This window comes from Mesorhizobium sp. M6A.T.Cr.TU.016.01.1.1 (assembly GCF_003952585.1).
Lineage (GTDB): Bacteria > Pseudomonadota > Alphaproteobacteria > Rhizobiales > Rhizobiaceae > Mesorhizobium > Mesorhizobium mediterraneum.
The window spans coordinates 2,490,057-2,506,851 of sequence record NZ_CP034452.1 but is presented as its reverse complement, the minus strand read 5'-3'; the positions used below and the strand labels follow the sequence as shown (position 1 = coordinate 2,506,851).

16 protein-coding genes are annotated in these 16,795 nt (G+C 63.2%); 6 read left to right on the top strand and 10 right to left on the bottom strand.

The features are described 5' to 3' along the window. Nucleotides 1-67: 67 nt before the first annotated feature. From atpD to EJ075_RS11905, 6 genes are all read right to left on the bottom strand, one after another. A complete protein-coding gene (gene atpD, locus EJ075_RS11935; protein WP_164547086.1) occupies nucleotides 68-1,651 on the bottom strand; it encodes a F0F1 ATP synthase subunit beta in 1,584 nt (527 codons plus the stop codon). Nucleotides 1,652-1,724: 73 nt separating this feature from the next. Continuing rightward, nucleotides 1,725-2,609, bottom strand: a complete 885-nt coding sequence (locus tag EJ075_RS11925; RefSeq protein WP_095487562.1) for a F0F1 ATP synthase subunit gamma — start codon at nucleotides 2,607-2,609, stop codon at nucleotides 1,725-1,727. A gap of 33 nt (nucleotides 2,610-2,642) precedes the next feature. After that, a complete protein-coding gene (gene atpA / locus EJ075_RS11920; protein WP_095487564.1) occupies nucleotides 2,643-4,172 on the bottom strand; it encodes a F0F1 ATP synthase subunit alpha in 1,530 nt (509 codons plus the stop codon). Continuing rightward, nucleotides 4,172-4,732 (bottom strand): F0F1 ATP synthase subunit delta, encoded by a 561-nt coding sequence (locus EJ075_RS11915; protein ID WP_095487565.1) that lies wholly within the window; start codon nucleotides 4,730-4,732, stop codon nucleotides 4,172-4,174. Before EJ075_RS11915 ends, atpA begins: the two co-directional genes overlap by 1 nt. A 245-nt stretch (nucleotides 4,733-4,977) precedes the next feature. After that, the gene (locus EJ075_RS11910) at nucleotides 4,978-5,373 is read right to left on the bottom strand and encodes a DUF4345 family protein (RefSeq protein WP_095487567.1); all 396 of its coding nucleotides are present in this window, start codon (nucleotides 5,371-5,373) and stop codon (nucleotides 4,978-4,980) included. Nucleotides 5,374-5,467: 94 nt separating this feature from the next. Beyond that, nucleotides 5,468-6,163, bottom strand: a complete 696-nt coding sequence (locus EJ075_RS11905) for an aspartate/glutamate racemase family protein (RefSeq protein WP_126104478.1) — start codon at nucleotides 6,161-6,163, stop codon at nucleotides 5,468-5,470. A 67-nt stretch (nucleotides 6,164-6,230) separates the two neighbouring features. Here EJ075_RS11905 and EJ075_RS11900 point away from each other — a divergent pair, with 67 nt between their 5' ends. Together EJ075_RS11900 and EJ075_RS11895 are read left to right on the top strand one after the other, a co-directional pair. Beyond that, a complete protein-coding gene (locus EJ075_RS11900) occupies nucleotides 6,231-6,476 on the top strand; it encodes a type II toxin-antitoxin system prevent-host-death family antitoxin (RefSeq protein ID WP_095487571.1) in 246 nt (81 codons plus the stop codon). Beyond that, a complete protein-coding gene (locus EJ075_RS11895; protein ID WP_126104477.1) occupies nucleotides 6,473-6,928 on the top strand; it encodes a type II toxin-antitoxin system VapC family toxin in 456 nt (151 codons plus the stop codon). The genes EJ075_RS11900 and EJ075_RS11895 overlap by 4 nt, the downstream gene beginning before the upstream one ends. An 11-nt stretch (nucleotides 6,929-6,939) precedes the next feature. On the opposite strand, the gene EJ075_RS11890 is transcribed toward EJ075_RS11895, so the two are convergent. Then, on the bottom strand, nucleotides 6,940-9,123 hold the full coding sequence (locus tag EJ075_RS11890; RefSeq protein ID WP_126104476.1) for a primosomal protein N': 2,184 nt from the start codon (nucleotides 9,121-9,123) through the stop codon (nucleotides 6,940-6,942). Between the two features lie 90 nt (nucleotides 9,124-9,213). On the opposite strand from EJ075_RS11890, the gene fsa reads away from it, so the two are divergent. Further along, nucleotides 9,214-9,867 carry a fructose-6-phosphate aldolase gene (gene fsa, locus EJ075_RS11885; RefSeq protein WP_126104475.1) on the top strand — a complete coding sequence of 218 codons (654 nt, stop codon included), beginning with the start codon at nucleotides 9,214-9,216 and terminating at the stop codon, nucleotides 9,865-9,867. Nucleotides 9,868-9,973: 106 nt separating this feature from the next. Here fsa and lptE read toward each other — a convergent pair whose 3' ends face one another. Then, nucleotides 9,974-10,561, bottom strand: a complete 588-nt coding sequence (gene lptE, locus EJ075_RS11880) for an LPS assembly lipoprotein LptE (RefSeq protein ID WP_095487579.1) — start codon at nucleotides 10,559-10,561, stop codon at nucleotides 9,974-9,976. Continuing rightward, complete coding sequence (gene leuS / locus EJ075_RS11875; protein ID WP_126104474.1) at nucleotides 10,548-13,238, bottom strand: leucine--tRNA ligase; 2,691 nt, start codon at nucleotides 13,236-13,238, stop codon at nucleotides 10,548-10,550. The genes lptE and leuS overlap by 14 nt, the downstream gene beginning before the upstream one ends. A 143-nt stretch (nucleotides 13,239-13,381) precedes the next feature. Here leuS and EJ075_RS11870 point away from each other — a divergent pair, with 143 nt between their 5' ends. The 3 genes from EJ075_RS11870 (at nucleotide 13,382) to EJ075_RS11860 (ending at nucleotide 15,726) form a co-directional block, all read left to right on the top strand. Continuing rightward, a complete protein-coding gene (locus tag EJ075_RS11870; protein WP_126104473.1) occupies nucleotides 13,382-14,044 on the top strand; it encodes a YggS family pyridoxal phosphate-dependent enzyme in 663 nt (220 codons plus the stop codon). A gap of 106 nt (nucleotides 14,045-14,150) precedes the next feature. Further along, nucleotides 14,151-14,543 carry a hypothetical protein gene (locus tag EJ075_RS11865; RefSeq protein ID WP_126104472.1) on the top strand — a complete coding sequence of 131 codons (393 nt, stop codon included), beginning with the start codon at nucleotides 14,151-14,153 and terminating at the stop codon, nucleotides 14,541-14,543. A gap of 133 nt (nucleotides 14,544-14,676) precedes the next feature. Beyond that, nucleotides 14,677-15,726, top strand: a complete 1,050-nt coding sequence (locus EJ075_RS11860) for an aldo/keto reductase (protein WP_126104471.1) — start codon at nucleotides 14,677-14,679, stop codon at nucleotides 15,724-15,726. Nucleotides 15,727-15,785: 59 nt separating this feature from the next. Here the strand turns inward: EJ075_RS11860 and EJ075_RS11855 are convergent, their stop codons facing one another. Continuing rightward, nucleotides 15,786-16,694, bottom strand: coding sequence for a LysR family transcriptional regulator (locus EJ075_RS11855; RefSeq protein WP_126104470.1), 909 nt, complete (start codon nucleotides 16,692-16,694; stop codon nucleotides 15,786-15,788). Between the last annotated feature and the right edge of the window lie 101 nt (nucleotides 16,695-16,795).

Genomic DNA, 16,795 nt, shown 5'->3' with positions numbered 1-16,795 from the left:
AGGACAATTGTCCCGATCACCCGGCTGCTATTCACTACTGACTACTGACTACTCCCTATTGCCTTGATTACGCCGCTTCAGCCGCCAGGCGCTGAGCCTTCTCGACCGCTTCCTCGATGCCGCCGACCATGTAGAAGGCGGCTTCCGGCAGATGGTCGTAGTCGCCGTTGCAGAGGCCCTTGAAGCCCTTGATGGTGTCGGCGAGATCGACCAGCTTGCCCGGCGCGCCGGTGAACACTTCGGCGACGAAGAAGGGCTGCGACAGGAAGCGCTCGATCTTGCGGGCGCGGGCGACTGTCTGCTTGTCCTCTTCCGACAGCTCGTCCATGCCCAGGATGGCGATGATGTCCTGCAGCGACTTGTAGCGCTGAAGGATCGACTGCACCTGGCGGGCGACCTGGTAGTGCTCTTCGCCGACGACCATCGGGTCGAGCATGCGCGAGGTCGAATCGAGCGGATCGACGGCCGGATAGATGCCCTTTTCCGAGATTGCGCGGTTCAGCACGGTCGTCGCGTCGAGGTGGGCGAACGAGGTCGCCGGCGCCGGGTCGGTCAGATCGTCGGCCGGCACGTAGATCGCCTGCACCGAGGTGATCGAGCCCTTGGTCGTCGTCGTGATGCGCTCCTGCAGCGCGCCCATGTCGGTGGCCAGCGTCGGCTGGTAGCCCACGGCCGAAGGAATACGGCCGAGCAGCGCCGACACTTCGGAGCCGGCCTGCGTGAAGCGGAAGATGTTGTCGACGAAGAACAGCACGTCCTGACCCTGGTCGCGGAAATATTCGGCGACCGTCAGGCCGGTCAGGCCGACGCGGGCGCGGGCGCCCGGCGGCTCGTTCATCTGGCCATAGACGAGCGCCGCCTTGGAGCCTTCGCCGCCGCCCTTCTTGTTGACGCCGGACTCGATGAACTCATGGTAGAGATCGTTACCTTCGCGGGTGCGCTCACCGACGCCGGCGAACACTGAGAAGCCGCCATGCGCCTTGGCGACGTTGTTGATCAGTTCCTGGATCAGCACGGTCTTGCCGACGCCGGCACCGCCGAACAGGCCGATCTTGCCGCCGCGCGCATAAGGCGCAAGCAGGTCGAGAACCTTGATGCCGGTGACCAGGATCTGCGCTTCCGTCGACTGCTCGACATAGGTCGGAGCCGGCTGGTGGATGGAGCGCATCTCGATGCCGTCGACCGGGCCTGCCTCGTCGACCGGCTCGCCGATGACGTTGATGATGCGGCCGAGCATGCCCGGGCCGACCGGCACGGTGATCGGCGCGCCTGTGTCATAGACGTCCTGGCCGCGAACCAGACCTTCAGTAGAGTCCATGGCGATGCAGCGCACGGTGTTCTCACCGAGATGCTGGGCCACCTCGAGCACGAGGCGATTGCCGACATTGGACGTTTCCAGCGCGTTCAGGATCGCCGGCAGATGTTCGCCGAACTGCACGTCAACAACGGCGCCGATGACCTGGCGAACCTTGCCGGCCAAGCCAGTCTTCTTGATGGCAACAGTCGGCGCCTTCGCCGCAACAGCCTTGGCGGGCGCGGCCGCCTTCTTGGCCGGAGCCGCCTTTGCTGCCGCTGCCGGAGCCTTTGCTGGTGCTGCCGCCTTCGCGGCGGTCTTCGGGGCCGCCGTCTTCGGGGTCGCTGCTTTCGCCATCGTCTTTACCCTTTTCGTCTCTTTGTTTCTCACGCGATCCGCTTGAAGGTCACAGACCTTCGTGGGAGCACGCCTAGAGCGCCTCGGCGCCCGAAATGATTTCGATCAATTCCTTGGTGATCTGCGCCTGCCGCTGGCGGTTGTAGGTGATCGACAACTTGTTGATCATGTCGCCGGCGTTGCGTGTCGCATTATCCATGGCGCTCATCTTGGCACCCATCTCGCCGGCCGCATTTTCGAGCAGCGCACGGAAAACCTGCACGGAGATGTTGCGCGGGATGAGGTCGGAGAGGATTTCGCCCGGCTCCGGCTCGTATTCATAGACGGCATTGCCGCCGTCCGTCGTCTCGGCGGCAGCCGAAGCCACACCTGCCGGGATGATCTGCTGGGTCGTCGGGACTTGGCTGATCACCGACTTGAACTGCGAATAGAACAGCGTGCAGATGTCAAAGCCGCCCTCGTTGAAGAGCTGGATGACTTTCTTGGCAATGGCATCGGCATTGACGAAGCCGAGCGTCTTCACTTCGCGCAGGTCTACGCGCTCGATGATCAGCTCCGCGTAGTCGCGGCGCAGGATGTCGAACCCTTTTTTGCCGACGCAGATGATCTTGACCTTCTTGCCGTTGGCCAGAAGCTTGCGGATGTGGTCGCGGGCAAAGCGTGCGATCTGCGAATTGAAGCCGCCGCACAGACCACGCTCGGCAGTGCAGACGACGAGCAGATGCACGTCGTCCTTGCCGGTGCCGGTCATCAGCGCCGGGGCCTCGCCGCCGCCGCCGATCGCCTGGGTGATGTTGGCCAGCACCGCGCCCATGCGCTCCGAATAGGGGCGCGCGGCTTCCGCCGCCTCTTGCGCGCGGCGCAGCTTCGCCGCGGCGACCATCTGCATCGCCTTGGTGATCTTCTGCGTCGCCTTGACCGAGGCGATACGGTTACGAAGGTCTTTTAATGAAGGCATGCTTCAAACCTGATCCCGTCCGTCCGGCTTCGTTCAAGCGAAGGTCTTGGCGAAGGTGTCGATCTCCGCCTTCAGCTTGGCGCGTAGATCGTCCGACAGCGCCTTCTCCTTGCGGATGCCGTCGAGCACCTCCTTGCCGGCCGAGCGCATATGGCTGAGCAAGCCATGCTCGAACTTGCTGACCTGGTCGATCGCCAGCTTGTCGAGATAGCCGTTGACGCCGGCGAAGATCACCGCGACCTGTTCCTCGACCTTGAGCGGCGAGAATTGCGGCTGCTTCAGGAGTTCGGTCAGGCGCGCACCGCGGTTGAGCAGGCGCTGCGTGGCGGCGTCGAGGTCGGAGCCGAACTGAGCGAAGGCCGCCATTTCGCGGTACTGCGCGAGCTCGCCCTTGATCGAGCCGGCGACCTGCTTCATCGCCTTGATCTGCGCCGAGGAGCCGACGCGCGACACCGACAGGCCGACATTGACTGCCGGGCGGACGCCCTGGAAGAACAGATTGGTTTCCAGGAAGATCTGGCCGTCGGTGATCGAGATGACGTTGGTCGGGATGTAGGCCGACACGTCGTTGGCCTGGGTCTCGATGATCGGCAACGCCGTCAGCGAACCGCCGCCATTGTCGTCATTGAGCTTGGCGGCCCGCTCCAGAAGACGCGAATGCAGATAGAAGACGTCGCCCGGATAGGCTTCGCGGCCAGGCGGGCGGCGCAGCAGCAGCGACATCTGGCGGTAGGCGACGGCCTGCTTCGACAGATCGTCATAGCTGATCAGCGCATGCATGCCGTTGTCGCGGAAATACTCGCCCATCGTGCAGGCGGTGAACGGCGCCAGGAACTGCATCGGCGCCGGATCGGAAGCGGTGGCGGCGACGATGATCGAATAGTCGAGCGCGCCGCGCTCTTCGAGAACTTTCACGAACTGCGCGACGGTCGAGCGCTTCTGGCCGACGGCGACGTAGACGCAGTAGAGCTTTTCCTTCTCCGGCCCGTGATCGTGCACCGATTTCTGGTTGAGCATCGTGTCGAGGATGATCGCGGTCTTGCCGGTCTGGCGATCGCCGATGACCAGCTCGCGCTGGCCGCGGCCGACCGGGATCAGCGCATCAATGGCCTTGAGGCCGGTCGACATCGGCTCGTTCACCGATTTGCGTGGAATGATGCCGGGCGCCTTGACGTCGACGCGCTTGCGCTCGGTCGCCTTGATCGGGCCCTTGCCGTCGATCGGGTTGCCGAGCGCGTCGACGACGCGGCCGAGCAGGCCCATGCCGACAGGCGTATCGACGATGGCGCCGGTGCGCTTGACGATGTCGCCTTCCTTGATGTCGCGGTCGGCGCCGAAGATGACGACGCCGACATTGTCGGCTTCGAGGTTGAGCGCCATGCCGCGGATGCCGCCGGGGAACTCGACCATCTCGCCGGCCTGGACATTGTCGAGGCCATAGACGCGGGCGATGCCGTCACCGACGGACAGAACCTGGCCGACTTCGGAGACCTCGGCCTCCTTGCCGAAATTCTTGATCTGGTCTTTCAGAATTGCGGAAATTTCCGCGGCGCGGATGTCCATCAGCCGACCTCTTTCAGTGCAAGCTTGAGCGAATTGAGTTTGGTTTTGAGCGACGTATCGATCTGGCGCGAGCCTATCTTGACCACCAGCCCGCCGAGCAGCGACGGATCGACGGTCACGGTGATCGCGACATCCTTGCCGGCAACGCTTTTCAGCGCCGCCTTCAGCTCGGTTTGCTGAGCCGCCGTCAGCGCATGCGCCGAGGTGACTTCAGCGGCGGTCTCGCCACGATGCTCGGCGGCGATCTGGCGGAAAGCCTTGATCATGCCAGGGATGGCGAACAGCCGGCGGTTCTGGGCGACGACGCGCAGGAAATTTCCGGTGAGGCCGGTGATCCCTGCCTTGTCGGCGATCGCCGCAATGGCCCTGGCCTGGTCTTCGCTGGAGAACACCGGGCTATTGATCAGACGGGTGAGGTCGGCACTGCCTTCGAGCATCGTCGCGAAACTGTTGAGGTCAGCCTCAACCTTAGCAACCGAGTTTGCCTGCAGCGCGAGCTCGAACAGCGAACCCGCATAGCGTTCTGCAACACCTGAGATTGGCGATGACGATTGGGCCACGGACCGTCTTTTCTCTTGTCTGACAGGCCGCAGATTATTGGCGCGAGCGAGAACTCTGGCTAAATCTTTGACCTTACTGCATTTTTCCAAGCACGGAGGCGCAGCTTCCGCTATCCCCGGCCGAAAGTCGATTGCCGTCTAGCACAGGCATTTTAAGACCGCAATGCGTCGTCCTGCATGGTTTTAGGCACTATTGTCGCATCTGGCGGCCGAGCTCAACGACTGGCCCCGAATTAGCCTTTGATTCAAGGCACAAAGCCGAAGGCGAAGGCAAGCGGCAGCGCCGCCAACACCAGTTCCACCACAATTGAAACCCAGTTGAAAGGCGTGTTGGCGCCATCCGACATCATCGACAGCAGCCGGCCGAAGGCGGTGAACAGCCAGGAAAAGCCAAGCGCCATGTACAGCAGCGGCTGCGCCAGCAGAATGCAGCACAGGCTAACGCCGAGATAGAAGCCCGACATCCTGCCGCGCCCTTCGGCGATCGCCGCCGCCTTCTCGGGCTTGACCTGCAGCCGCAGGATGCGGAAGGCCAGCCCCGGCGCCAGGAACAGCAGCAGGCCGAACAGCAAGGTCACAACGGCGCTCGACCATGCCAGCCACTCGCCCTGGCTCATCGGCCACGGAAACGCAAATTCCATCTTGTCCCCTCGTAAATGGCTGTTCGAAATTTCGGGCATTCTAGCGAAGGAAGAAACATGCGCCAGATGGCGCCGGCAATTTGCGAAAAGCGCATCAACCCAGCGCGAATTCGACCGCCGCCTCGGCATGGATGCGCGTCGTATCGAACACAGGAATGTCGAAGTCTGGCTGGCCGATCAGCATGGTGATCTCGGTACACCCCATGATGACGCCGTCGATCTTTTCGTCGCGCCGCAGGCGAGCGATTTCACCAACGTAGGCCGCCTTTGATTCGGTACTGATGATGCCCTGGCAAAGTTCGTCGTAGATCACGCGATGAACCATATCCCGCCCGGCTTGATCAGGCACCACCGGTTGAAGTCCGTATTTGTCGGCGAGCCGGCCCTTGTAGAAATCCTGTTCCATGGTGAAGCGCGTCGCCAGCAGCGCCGGCCGCTTGACGCCGGCCTGGCTGATCGCAACGGCGGTGGCGTCGGCGATGTGGATGAGCGGTATCGACACCGCCGTCTGCACCGTGTCGGCCAGCTTGTGCATGGTGTTGGTGCAGATCAGCAGCCCTTCGGCGCCGGCTGCTTCCAGCTTGCGCGCGGCGTCGACCAGCCGAACGCCCGCCCCCTGCCAGTCGCCAGCGTGCTGCCGTTCGGCGATCTCGGCGAAGTCGAACGACCACAGCAGCAGTTTCGCCGAATGCAGCCCACCCAGCCGCTCGCGCACGATCTCGTTGAGCAGGCGGTAGTAGATCGCTGTCGATTCCCAGCTCATGCCGCCGATGAGGCCAAGGGTTTTCATGATGGGCTGTTCCTTTTCCTGTGCGATTCCTATATTGTGACCACATGAGACCACAAGGAGTTCTCGCATGAAGACAATGCAGCTACGAGAAGCGAAGGCGAGCCTTTCCGTGCTCGTGGCGGCGGCGGCGAATGGCGAGCCTACTGTCATTACCAAGCACGGCAAGCCGACAGCCATGGTTGTACCGATCGATGAGGGACGGAAGCTCTATCCGCAAAACAGCCAAAAAGACTTCGTGGATTTCCTGCTTCAATACCCAGGTGGCATCGAGCTTGAGCGGAACGAATCGCCATCGCGGGAAGTCGAGTTTTGAGCGACTATCTGCTTGATACGTCTTTTCTCTCGGCCTTTGCACCTGGCCGCACTCCGATTCCTCAACATGTGCAGAAGTGGGTTGCTGAACAACGGGAGCGTGGCTCCTGGCATATGTCGTCGATCGTAATTCTAGAGGTGGAAAGAGGCATCGCCAAACTGAAGCGGTCAGGCGGACATGCGAAGGTGGAACGCATCAGCCGCTGGTTCGAAAGTTTACTTATCGAATTTGACCAGCGCATCCTCCCCGTCGATGTTGCAATCGCGCGAGAAGCCGGACGACTGGAAGACGCAACTATCGCACGAGGTGTCAGTCCGGGCTTGGCTGATGTCTTGATCGCAGCGACTGCTCGTTTGAACGGCCTGTCTGTCTTGACAACCAATGTCCGGCATTTCGCCATCCTCGATGTACCGTACCTGAACCCATTCGCTGAGGGCGGGCCAAGGGCTTAATTCTTCGCCCATCACAAAAAGCTCTGCGGGTCGATGTCGACCTGCACACGAACCGAGCCCCGTATCTTCGGGCCCTCGGCCAGCATGGTGCGGATGAACCCTTGCATGTCGGCGCGCCGCTCGCCTTGGATCAGCAGGCGAAAGCGATGGCGGCCGCCGATCAGCGACAGCGGCGCCTCGGCCGGTCCGAGCACGAACAGGTCGCTTGCCTGCGGTGCGGCACGCCGCAGGCCGCGGGCGTGCCCTTCGGCTTCCGCCCGCGTCGCCGCACTGACGATGACGCCGGCGAGCCGGCCGAAAGGCGGCAGCGCCGCTCGTTCACGTTCCGTGATCTCGCGCTCGTAAAAAGCCTCAGCGTCGCCGGAGACGATCGCCCGCATCACCGGGTGGTCGGGCTGGAAGGTCTGCAGCAGCCCGAGGCTCTTCTTGCCGGTGCGGCCGGCGCGGCCCGTCACCTGGCTGAGCAGTTGGAAGGTGCGCTCGGCGGCGCGCGGATCGCCATTGGCAAGACCGAGATCGGCGTCGACCACGCCGACCAGCGTCATGTTGGGGAAGTTGTGACCCTTGGCGACAAGCTGCGTGCCGATGACGATGTCGGCCTCGCCATTGGCGATGGCTTCAAGCTCCAGCCTCAGCCGCCGCACACCGCCCATCAGGTCGGACGACAGCACGATGGTTCGGGCGTCGGGGAAATGCGCAACGACCTCTTCGGCGATGCGCTCGACGCCCGGCCCGCAGGCGACCAGATGATCGAGCGTGCCGCATTCCGGGCAGGCCTCGGGACGGCGTTCATTGTGCCCGCAATGGTGGCAGACGAGCTGGCCGCGAAAGCGATGCTCGACCAGCCAGGCCGAGCAGACCGGGCAGCCGAAGCGGTGACCGCAGACCCGGCACAGCGTCAGCGGCGCATAGCCGCGCCGGTTGAGGAACAGCAGCGATTGTTCCTTTTTCTCCAGTGTCTGGCGCATATGGCCAAGCAGCACCGGCGACAGGAAGCCGCCGCGTGCCGGCGGGGCGCGGCGCATGTCGATCGTCTTCAGGTCGGGAAGGGCCGCCTCGGCAAAGCGCGCCGCAAGCACCGCCCTGTCATAGCGCCCCTGGCTCGCATTGACCCGGCTTTCGACCGACGGCGTCGCCGAGGCAAGCACGACCGGAAAGCCGCCGATATGGCCGCGCACCACCGCCATGTCGCGGGCGTTGTAGAAGACGCGGTCTTCCTGCTTGTAGGCGGGGTCGTGCTCCTCGTCGACGACGATCAGCCCGAGTTCCCGGAACGGTAGGAACAGCGCCGAACGCGCGCCGGCAACGACGCGCACTCCACCTTCCGCCACCTGCCGCCAGACACGCTCGCGCATCCTTGGCGGCAGGTCCGAATGCCATTCCGCCGGCTTGGCGCCGAATCGCTCCTGGAAGCGCTCGAGGAAGGCGTGGGTCAGCGCGATCTCCGGCAGCAGGATCAGCACCTGCTTGCCACGGTCGAGCGCCGCCGCCACCGCCTCGAAATAGACCTCCGTCTTGCCGGACCCGGTCACGCCGTCGAGCAGCGTGACGCCGAATGCGCCGGCCGCGACATTGGTGCGCAGCATGGCGGCCGCATCGCTCTGGTCCGGCATCAGCGAAGGCTGGGCGTAGCTGGGGTCGGGTGCTGCGACCACCGGTCGCGGCGGGATCATGACCGTCTCGAACACGCCTTGCGCTTTCAGCCCGTCGATGACGGTCGACGAAACGCCGGCCGCATGCGCCAGCCCGGACCGCGTCCAGGCAAGCCCGCCTTCGGCTGTTTCCAGCACGCGCATCCGCGCACCCGTCATCCGGTCGGGGTTGGCGAAAGTGCGTTGCAGCCCTTCGATCCACGGTTCCGGGTCGAACGCCTCCGGCGCCCGCAGCAGCATGCGCGCCACCATGCCGGGCGGCGACAGCGTGTATTGCGCGATCCAGTCGACGAAGCGGCGCATGGCGCGGTTGATCGGCGGGCAGTCGAATACCTGCTCGATCGGGCGCAGTTTTTTGGCATCGACCTTTTCGACGGCGCCGTCCCAGACGATGCCCGCAACCTGTCGCGGGCCGAGCGGCACGCGCACGATCGAGCCCGGCACCACGCGCATGCCGGCGGGCACGGCATAGGTGTAGGGCCGCTCGGCGGGCATCGGCACCAGCACTGGCGCGGCTGCGACAAAGGGCGAATCTTCGATCATGAGGCGTGACCTTGCCCCGACTTTCGTCTAGATCAAAGTCCGACCCCAAATGTGCATGACATGCACATGAAAAATCTTCAGGAGACCGTCATGAAATTTTTTGTCGACACCGCCGATGTCAAGGAAATCCGTGAGCTGAACGATTTGGGGCTGCTCGACGGCGTTACCACCAATCCTTCGCTGATCCTCAAATCCGGCGGCAAGATCGCCGACGTCACCAGAGAGATCTGCGAGATCGTCAAGGGCCCGGTCTCGGCCGAAGTCGTCGCCACCGAATACAAGGACATGATGGCGGAGGCCAAAATCCTGGCCAGGATCGCCGACAATGTCTGCATCAAGGTGCCGCTGACGCTCGACGGGCTGAGAGCCTGTAAGGATATCCGGTCAGACGGCCGCATGGTCAATGTCACGCTCTGCTTCTCGGCCACCCAGGCGCTGCTCGCCGCCAAGGCCGGCGCCTCCTTCATCTCGCCCTTCGTCGGCCGCATCGACGACACCGGCTGGGATGGCATGGAACTGATCTCGGACATCCGCACCATCTACGATAATTATGATTTCCAGACCGAGATCCTGACCGCTTCGGTGCGCACGGTGAACCATGTCAAGCAGGCCGCGCTGATCGGCGCCGACGTCATCACCGCGCCGCCGGCAACGCTGAAGGCGCTGGTCAAGCACCCGCTGACCGACAAGGGCCTGGAGCAGTTCCTCGCCGACTGGGCCAAGACCGGCCAGAAGATCGGCTGAAAACAAGACGCCGCGTTCATGAAAAAAGGCCGAGCAATCGGCCTTTTTTGTGCGCCAGCAAGCGGCTGTGGGCGAGAACCGGAACGTCTTGATCGAGGCCGGAAAGTTAACCCGCCACCGTCTTGCCGTGCTTGACCAGATCCTGGGCGATCGACAGGCGCAGCAGGTCCGCCAATTCGCGCGCCGCGCGGTTCTCGGCGTCGATTTGCGCCCGGTAGGAGGCAAACTCCTGACGGGGCTTGTCGAAGGACGACGCTATCGAGCGCTTGCCGGTCGCGATGGTCGTGCCGGTCTTGGCGTCGGTCAGCACATAGTTCGCGGTCAGTGTCACCGTGCCCGCCGTCGGCTCGTCCTCATCGGTTGTGACCTGCACGATTGCAGCGGACTCGACAAGTTCGCTAACGCCGAGATCAAGCGAATAGGCAGGTGAAGCCGGCTCCCCCGCACCCTGGCCGAGCGCGAAGATCAGGTTGTTGCGGACCTGCTGAGCGTAGCGGGTGTTGACCGGCTTGACCGAGATGGACCCGAGTTCGGCGGCAGCGCCGACTTGCGACCCGGCCGACAACGGCGCGCTCGAATAGAGCGGGCGCACCGTGCAGGCTGAAACCAGCGCAACCGAAGCGACCAGGCCGCAAAGCGCTGCGCGGCGCAGCAAATACGTCACTTCTGTCTTCCCTAAGTCAGGCAACGACATTGACGATCCTCTGCGGGACGATGATCACTTTGCGCGGCGCCTTACCTTCGAGCGCTTTCTGCACGAAGTCGAGAGCCAGAACCGCTTTTTCGACCGCACCTTGGTCCGCGTCGCGGGCAATTGTCAAATCGCCGCGCTTCTTGCCGTTGACCTGGACCGGCAGCACGATCTCGCTGTCGACGACCAGCGACGGATCATAGACCGGCCACGGCCGTTCCGCGACAAATCCTGTCCCGCCCAAGGTCGACCAGCATTCGTCAGCCAGATGCGGCATCATGGGCGCGATCATGATGACCAGCATTTCCAGCGCCTGACGCAACGCCGGAGCGTTTTCCGGGTTCAGACTTCTGCCACCCAAGACATTGGACCCGCTGAGCTCACTTTTGCTGGCCGTGAAGGCGCCGGCGGGCGCAAGCGCCTGGATAGCGTTGACCAATTCATAGAGCCGCGCGATGCCTTTGTTGAAAGCGATCCTCTCGATATCCTCCGCCACCAGCTTGGCGGCACGATGGGCCATACGCGACAGTTCAAGCGCGGGACCGGAAACGCCTTGTGCAGGTGATACCCCTGCCAGCGCGGGCGCTGCCTCCGACACCTGACGCCAGACGCGCTGCACGAAGCGGTGTGCGCCCTCGACGCCAGCTTCCGTCCAAATCACGTCGCGGTCGGGCGGCGAGTCGGACAGCACGAACCACCGTGCGGTATCAGCGCCGTAGTTTGCCAAGATATCGTCGGGATCGACGACATTCTTCTTCGACTTCGACATTTTCTCGATCGCGCCGATCTCTACCGGCGTGCCGTCGCTGATCAAAGCCGCCTTTCGCTCCCCATCGATCATATCAACCCTGACCTCCGCCGGAGTGACATACTGGCCGTTGGCGCCGCTGCCGATACGGTAGGTCTCGTGCACAACCATGCCTTGGGTAAACAGGCCATCGAACGGCTCTTCGGCCACATTCAGATGGCCGGTCGCCTTCATGGCGCGGGTGAAGAAGCGCGAATAGAGCAGGTGCAGGATCGCATGCTCGACACCGCCGATGTATTGGTTGACCGGCAGCCAGCCGTTCTTGCCGTCGACCACGGCCAATGTCGTCGGCGCAGCCTCGTTCCACGGGTCAGTGAAGCGCGCGAAATACCACGATGAATCAACAAACGTATCCATCGTATCGGTGTCGCGTCGCGCCGGCTTGCAACATTGCGGACAGTCGACATGCTTCCACGTCGGATGATTGTCTAGCGGATTGCCTGGCTTGTCGAAGGACAGGTGATCCGGCAACTCGACCGGCAAATTCTCGGCGCGCTCGGGCACGGCGCCGCAATCGTCGCAATAGATCACCGGTATTGGCGCGCCCCAACAACGTTGGCGCGAGACCAGCCAATCGCGCAGCCGGAACTGCACCTTGCGCTCAGCCTGCGGCCGATTGCCGATAGCGATGCCTGACAGCCTGGTGGCAACCTCATCGAATGCCGCCTGTGGCGTCATACCATCAAGGAAGCGCGAATTGATCATCACGCCGTCGTCGGTATAGGCCTCCTCGGTGATCTGGAAGGTCCCGGCGTCGGCACTTTCCGGCATCACTACCGGAATGACCGGCAACCCGTATTTATTGGCGAAGTCGAGATCGCGCTGATCGCCAGACGGACAGCCGAAGATGGCACCCGTGCCATAGTCCATCAGCACGAAATTCGCGACATAAACCGGCAGCGTCCAGCTCTCGTCAAACGGATGAACGACTCGGATGCCGGTATCAAATCCCTTCTTCTCGGCGGTCTCGATCTCGGCAGTCGCCGTACCGCCGCGCTTGATATCCTTGATGAAGGCGGCCAGCTCGGCGTTGTCTTCCGCAGCCCTTTTCGCCAGCGGATGGTCTGCCGCAATTGCCATGAACGAGGCGCCGAAAATAGTGTCGGGCCGGGTCGTGTAGACCTCAAGCTCGCGCTCGCCGGCGGGCGCCGTAGCGGCAGCCAGCGGCCAGCGTATCAGCAGGCCTTCTGAGCGGCCGATCCAGTTGGCCTGCATCAGCTTGACCTTGTCCGGCCAGCGCTCCAGCGTCGACAGGCTGTCCAGCAATTCCTGCGCCATCGACGTAATCTTGAAGAACCATTGCGTCAGGTCGCGCTGCTCGACCAGTGCGCCGGATCGCCAGCCGCGCCCGTCGATGACCTGTTCGTTGGCGAGCACCGTCATATCGACCGGATCCCAGTTGACCTTCGCCGATTTGCGCTCGGCCAGCCCAGCCTTCCAGAAATCCAGGAACATCTTCTGCTGGTGCTTGTAGTAGCTCGCATCGCAGGTGGCGAACTCGCGGGCCCAGTCCCAAGACAGACCCATCGACTTCAACTGGCCCTTCATCGTTTTGATATTGGCGTAGGTCCAGTCGCGTGGATTAACATTGTTGTCGCGCGCCGCGTTTTCGGCCGGCAGGCCAAAGGCATCCCAGCCGATCGGGTGCAGCACGTTGAAACCCTTGGCCCGCTTGTAGCGCGCCACCACGTCGCCCATCGTATAGTTGCGCACATGGCCGATATGGATGCGCCCCGACGGATAGGGGAACATCTCCAGCATGTAGTATTTCGGGCGCGGGTCGTCGTTGTGCGCTTCAAACAGCTTCTTTTCAGCCCAGGCTTTCTGCCATTTGGGCTCTGACGCGCGCGGATTGTATCGTTCGGTTGCCATCGGATGTTTTTCACTTAAAAGCAGGCACGAGCCGCCAGACATGGCCGGCGGCCAGGAAATGTCGTCGCGGTGTTCACCATGGATTGCCGGACCCGTCAACTGCGGCGATCCGGCGAGTATCAAAACTAGAGGCAGATATAGGCATGACGAGCGCCGTCGAACAGTTTTTCACGGTCAAGGCGAAGATCGCAACTGCCGAGCGCGAGGCGGGACGGCAGGCCGGCGCGGTGACGCTGGTCGCGGTCTCGAAGACCTTCGACGCCAACGATATCCGCCCGGTCATCGAGGCCGGCCAGCGTATCTTCGGCGAGAACCGCGTCCAGGAAGCACAAGGAAAATGGCCGGCGCTGAAGGAAGCTTTCCCCGACATCGAGCTGCATCTCATCGGTCCGCTGCAATCGAACAAGGCGAAGGAAGCGGTCGCGCTGTTCGATGTCATCGAGTCGGTCGACCGCGAGAAAATCGCCGCCGAACTCGCCAAGGAAATCGCCAGACTGGGCCGGTCTCCAAAACTCTACGTTCAGGTCAACACCGGTTCGGAACCGCAAAAGGCCGGGATCGAACCGCGGGAAGCCGTCGCGTTCGTCGCGCGCTGCCGTACGGTTCACGGCCTCGCGATCGAAGGTCTGATGTGCATTCCGCCAGCCGACGAGAATCCCGGTCCGCATTTCGCGTTGCTGGAGAAACTTGGGCTTGAGGCCGGCGTCGAAAAGCTCTCCATGGGCATGTCCGGCGATTACGAGACGGCGATCGCCTTCGGCGCAACCAGCGTCAGGGTCGGCTCGGCGATCTTCGGAGCCAGGTAGCCGCGTCATAGCACCGCATTGCGAGGCCTAAGCCGTGCGCTAGCTCCGAGGGAGAACCCGAGCGACCAACCATGGCCGTTCCTTTGCAATGCGAAGGAGGGGCAACATGAGCAAAGAACGCGTTCCCCATAACCGATATGTCTCCGACGGGCTGCACCCGCACGTCTATCTGGCGATGGTCGGGCTTGCCGCGTGGTACGCGCTGTCGGCCTGGATAGGCTTCGGCGACGGCGGCTATACCGATTATCTTCTCGTCGTCATGACCGGATTCATCATCATCTCGGTCGCGTTGCCGGCCTTTGCCGGGCGCGTCTGGCTTCGACACCATCACCGGAGCGACACAGCCGCCCACAGCTTCGAGGACTGGATCGCTGGCGAATTCGACACCGGACAAGGTCGCGTGAGCGCCAAGACCGCGCTGGTCGAGCTCCTCCTGCCGCTCGCCGCAGTCGCCTTCGGCATGACGGCCTTTGCGATCATGGCGCGCCTGGCTGGTTGAGGCGGCGCCTTTTGCTGTTCGTAACGGCAGCGGCCTTTCCGCCAGGCCGGAAATTCGTTCTGCGGAGAGGCTTGAAACGAAACGTTTCGTTCCTATTTGCCAGACGTCACCACCAAATTTCCGGAGCCGCACCATGCGCTACAATCAACTTGGAAACACGGGGATGTTCGTCTCCGAACTTTGCCTCGGCACCATGACCTTCGGCGCCGCTGGCGAAAACGCCCAATGGGGCCTGATCGCTAGCCTCGACCAGGATGGCGTCGACAGGATCGTCGAGCGCTCGCTCGCCGCCGGCGTCAATTTCTTCGACACGGCGGACGTCTATTCCTTCGGCGCATCGGAACGGCTTCTCGGCCAGTCGCTGAGGAATCTCGGTATCAAGCGGCAGGATGTGATCATCGCCACCAAAGCCCATGGCGCCATGGGCGACGGCCCCAACCAGCGCGGTTCCTCGCGCGGCCACATCATGGATTCGGTCGAGGGCAGTCTCGAGCGGCTACAGCTCGACCATATTGATCTCTACCAGCTTCACGGCACCGACACGGTGACGCCGATCGACGAGACGCTGCGGGCGCTCGACGATCTGGTTGCCAGCGGCAAGGTCCGCTATGTCGGCGTTTCGAACTGGGCAGCCTGGCGCATCGCCAAGGCGCTCGGCATTGCCGACCGTAAAGGCTTTGCCCGTTTCGAGACCGTCCAGTCCTATTACTCGATCGCCGGTCGCGACTTGGAGCGCGAGATCGTGCCGCTGCTCGACGAAGAGAAGCTTGGACTGATGGTCTGGTCGCCGATGGCGGGCGGTCTGCTCTCCGGCAAATACGGACCCGGCGCGCCCGGTAATGGCGAGGGCCGCCGCGCCAGCTTCAATTTCCCGCCGGTCAATGAGGATCGCGCCTGGGCGGCGGTCGCCGTCATGCGCGAGATCGCCGGCAAGCACGGCGTCAGCGTCGCAACGGTCGCGCTGGGCTATGTGCTGGCCAAACCCTTCGTGATGAGCGTGATCATCGGCGCCAGCCGCATGGAGCAACTCGAACAGAACCTTGCCGCCACCGAATTGAAGCTCGATACCGAGGATCTTGTTCGCCTCGACGAGGTCAGCGCTCTGCCGGCCGAATATCCGGGCTGGATGCTCGAGCGTCAGGCGGCTGGCCGGCGGCCGGCGCCCTTTGCGCCGAAAAAATAATTCAATCTCACCTTCGATTGATGTTTCGGGAGCCGGCAGACTCCCGATCTTCTTTGGGCTCAACCCAACCGCACAGTCTCGACCAAAAAGTCGAGAAAGGCCCGCACCCGCGCCGGCAAGTGCTTGCCCTGGCCGACATAGACGGCATGGGTGAGCTCCTCATCGCCGGGGTTGAAGTCCTCCAGAAGCGGTACCAGCCGCCCGGCGGCGATGTCGGGCTCCACATGCCAGCGCGCCAGCCGGGCGATGCCCGCTCCGGAGAGCGCCATCAGCCGCATCGCCTCGCCATCGCTGACCAGCGCATTTCCGGTGATCGGGACGACAATGGTCTCGCCGGCTGCGCCGACGAAAGGCCAGCCGTCGATATGGCGCACGAAGCAGAAACCCATCCGGTTGTGACGATCGAGATCGGCCGGCGTTCGGGGCGTGCCATGCGTCCTGAGGTAGGATGGCGCGGCGACGACGACCACCGGACTTTGCCCGAGCTTGCGGGCGACCAACCGTGATTCGCCGAGCGGCCCGGCGCGGATCGCGACATCGGCGCGCTCCTCCAACAGGTCGATGACACTGTCGGTCAAAACCAGATCGACGGCGATTTCCGAATAGCGTTCGAGGAAGCGCGGCAAAAGCGGGATCAGCCGGTGCTGCCCGAACGGCACGTAGCTGTTGACGCGCAGCCGCCCACGCGGGGTGGCACCGGCCGCCGCCTCGCGCTCGGCTGCCGCCATGTCGGCCAGGATGCGCACGCCGCTGCCGAAGAAGGCCGCCCCCTCAGGTGTCAGTTGCAGCTTGCGCGTCGAACGGCTGACCAGGCGCGCGCCAAGACGGGCCTCAAGGCGCGCAATCAGCTTGCTCACCGCCGACGGCGTCATCCGCAAGGCGCGAGCGGCGGCCGAAAAGCTGCCCGCCTCGACGACGCGGACGAACACTTCGATCTCGCCGGAGCGGTTGATGTCGGGTCTCGCCATTCGTGAATCTATTTCACAGACAATGTGCCCGACGCAAGGCTGGTTCACAGCACATCGCGACACGATCTTCCGGGACGGGGCGTGGGAAGACACGGCGTCCC

Coding starts and splice junctions, on each gene's coding strand:
- atpD (WP_164547086.1), bottom strand. CDS start 1,651: ATGGCGAAAGCAGCGACCCCGAAGACGGCGGCCCCGAAGACCGCCGCG.
- EJ075_RS11925 (WP_095487562.1), bottom strand. CDS start 2,609: ATGCCTTCATTAAAAGACCTTCGTAACCGTATCGCCTCGGTCAAGGCG.
- atpA (WP_095487564.1), bottom strand. CDS start 4,172: ATGGACATCCGCGCCGCGGAAATTTCCGCAATTCTGAAAGACCAGATC.
- EJ075_RS11910 (WP_095487567.1), bottom strand. CDS start 5,373: ATGGAATTTGCGTTTCCGTGGCCGATGAGCCAGGGCGAGTGGCTGGCA.
- EJ075_RS11905 (WP_126104478.1), bottom strand. CDS start 6,163: ATGAAAACCCTTGGCCTCATCGGCGGCATGAGCTGGGAATCGACAGCG.
- EJ075_RS11900 (WP_095487571.1), top strand. CDS start 6,231: ATGAAGACAATGCAGCTACGAGAAGCGAAGGCGAGCCTTTCCGTGCTC.
- EJ075_RS11890 (WP_126104476.1), bottom strand. CDS start 9,123: ATGATCGAAGATTCGCCCTTTGTCGCAGCCGCGCCAGTGCTGGTGCCG.
- fsa (WP_126104475.1), top strand. CDS start 9,214: ATGAAATTTTTTGTCGACACCGCCGATGTCAAGGAAATCCGTGAGCTG.
- lptE (WP_095487579.1), bottom strand. CDS start 10,561: ATGTCGTTGCCTGACTTAGGGAAGACAGAAGTGACGTATTTGCTGCGC.
- leuS (WP_126104474.1), bottom strand. CDS start 13,238: ATGGCAACCGAACGATACAATCCGCGCGCGTCAGAGCCCAAATGGCAG.
- EJ075_RS11870 (WP_126104473.1), top strand. CDS start 13,382: ATGACGAGCGCCGTCGAACAGTTTTTCACGGTCAAGGCGAAGATCGCA.
- EJ075_RS11865 (WP_126104472.1), top strand. CDS start 14,151: ATGAGCAAAGAACGCGTTCCCCATAACCGATATGTCTCCGACGGGCTG.
- EJ075_RS11860 (WP_126104471.1), top strand. CDS start 14,677: ATGCGCTACAATCAACTTGGAAACACGGGGATGTTCGTCTCCGAACTT.
- EJ075_RS11855 (WP_126104470.1), bottom strand. CDS start 16,694: ATGGCGAGACCCGACATCAACCGCTCCGGCGAGATCGAAGTGTTCGTC.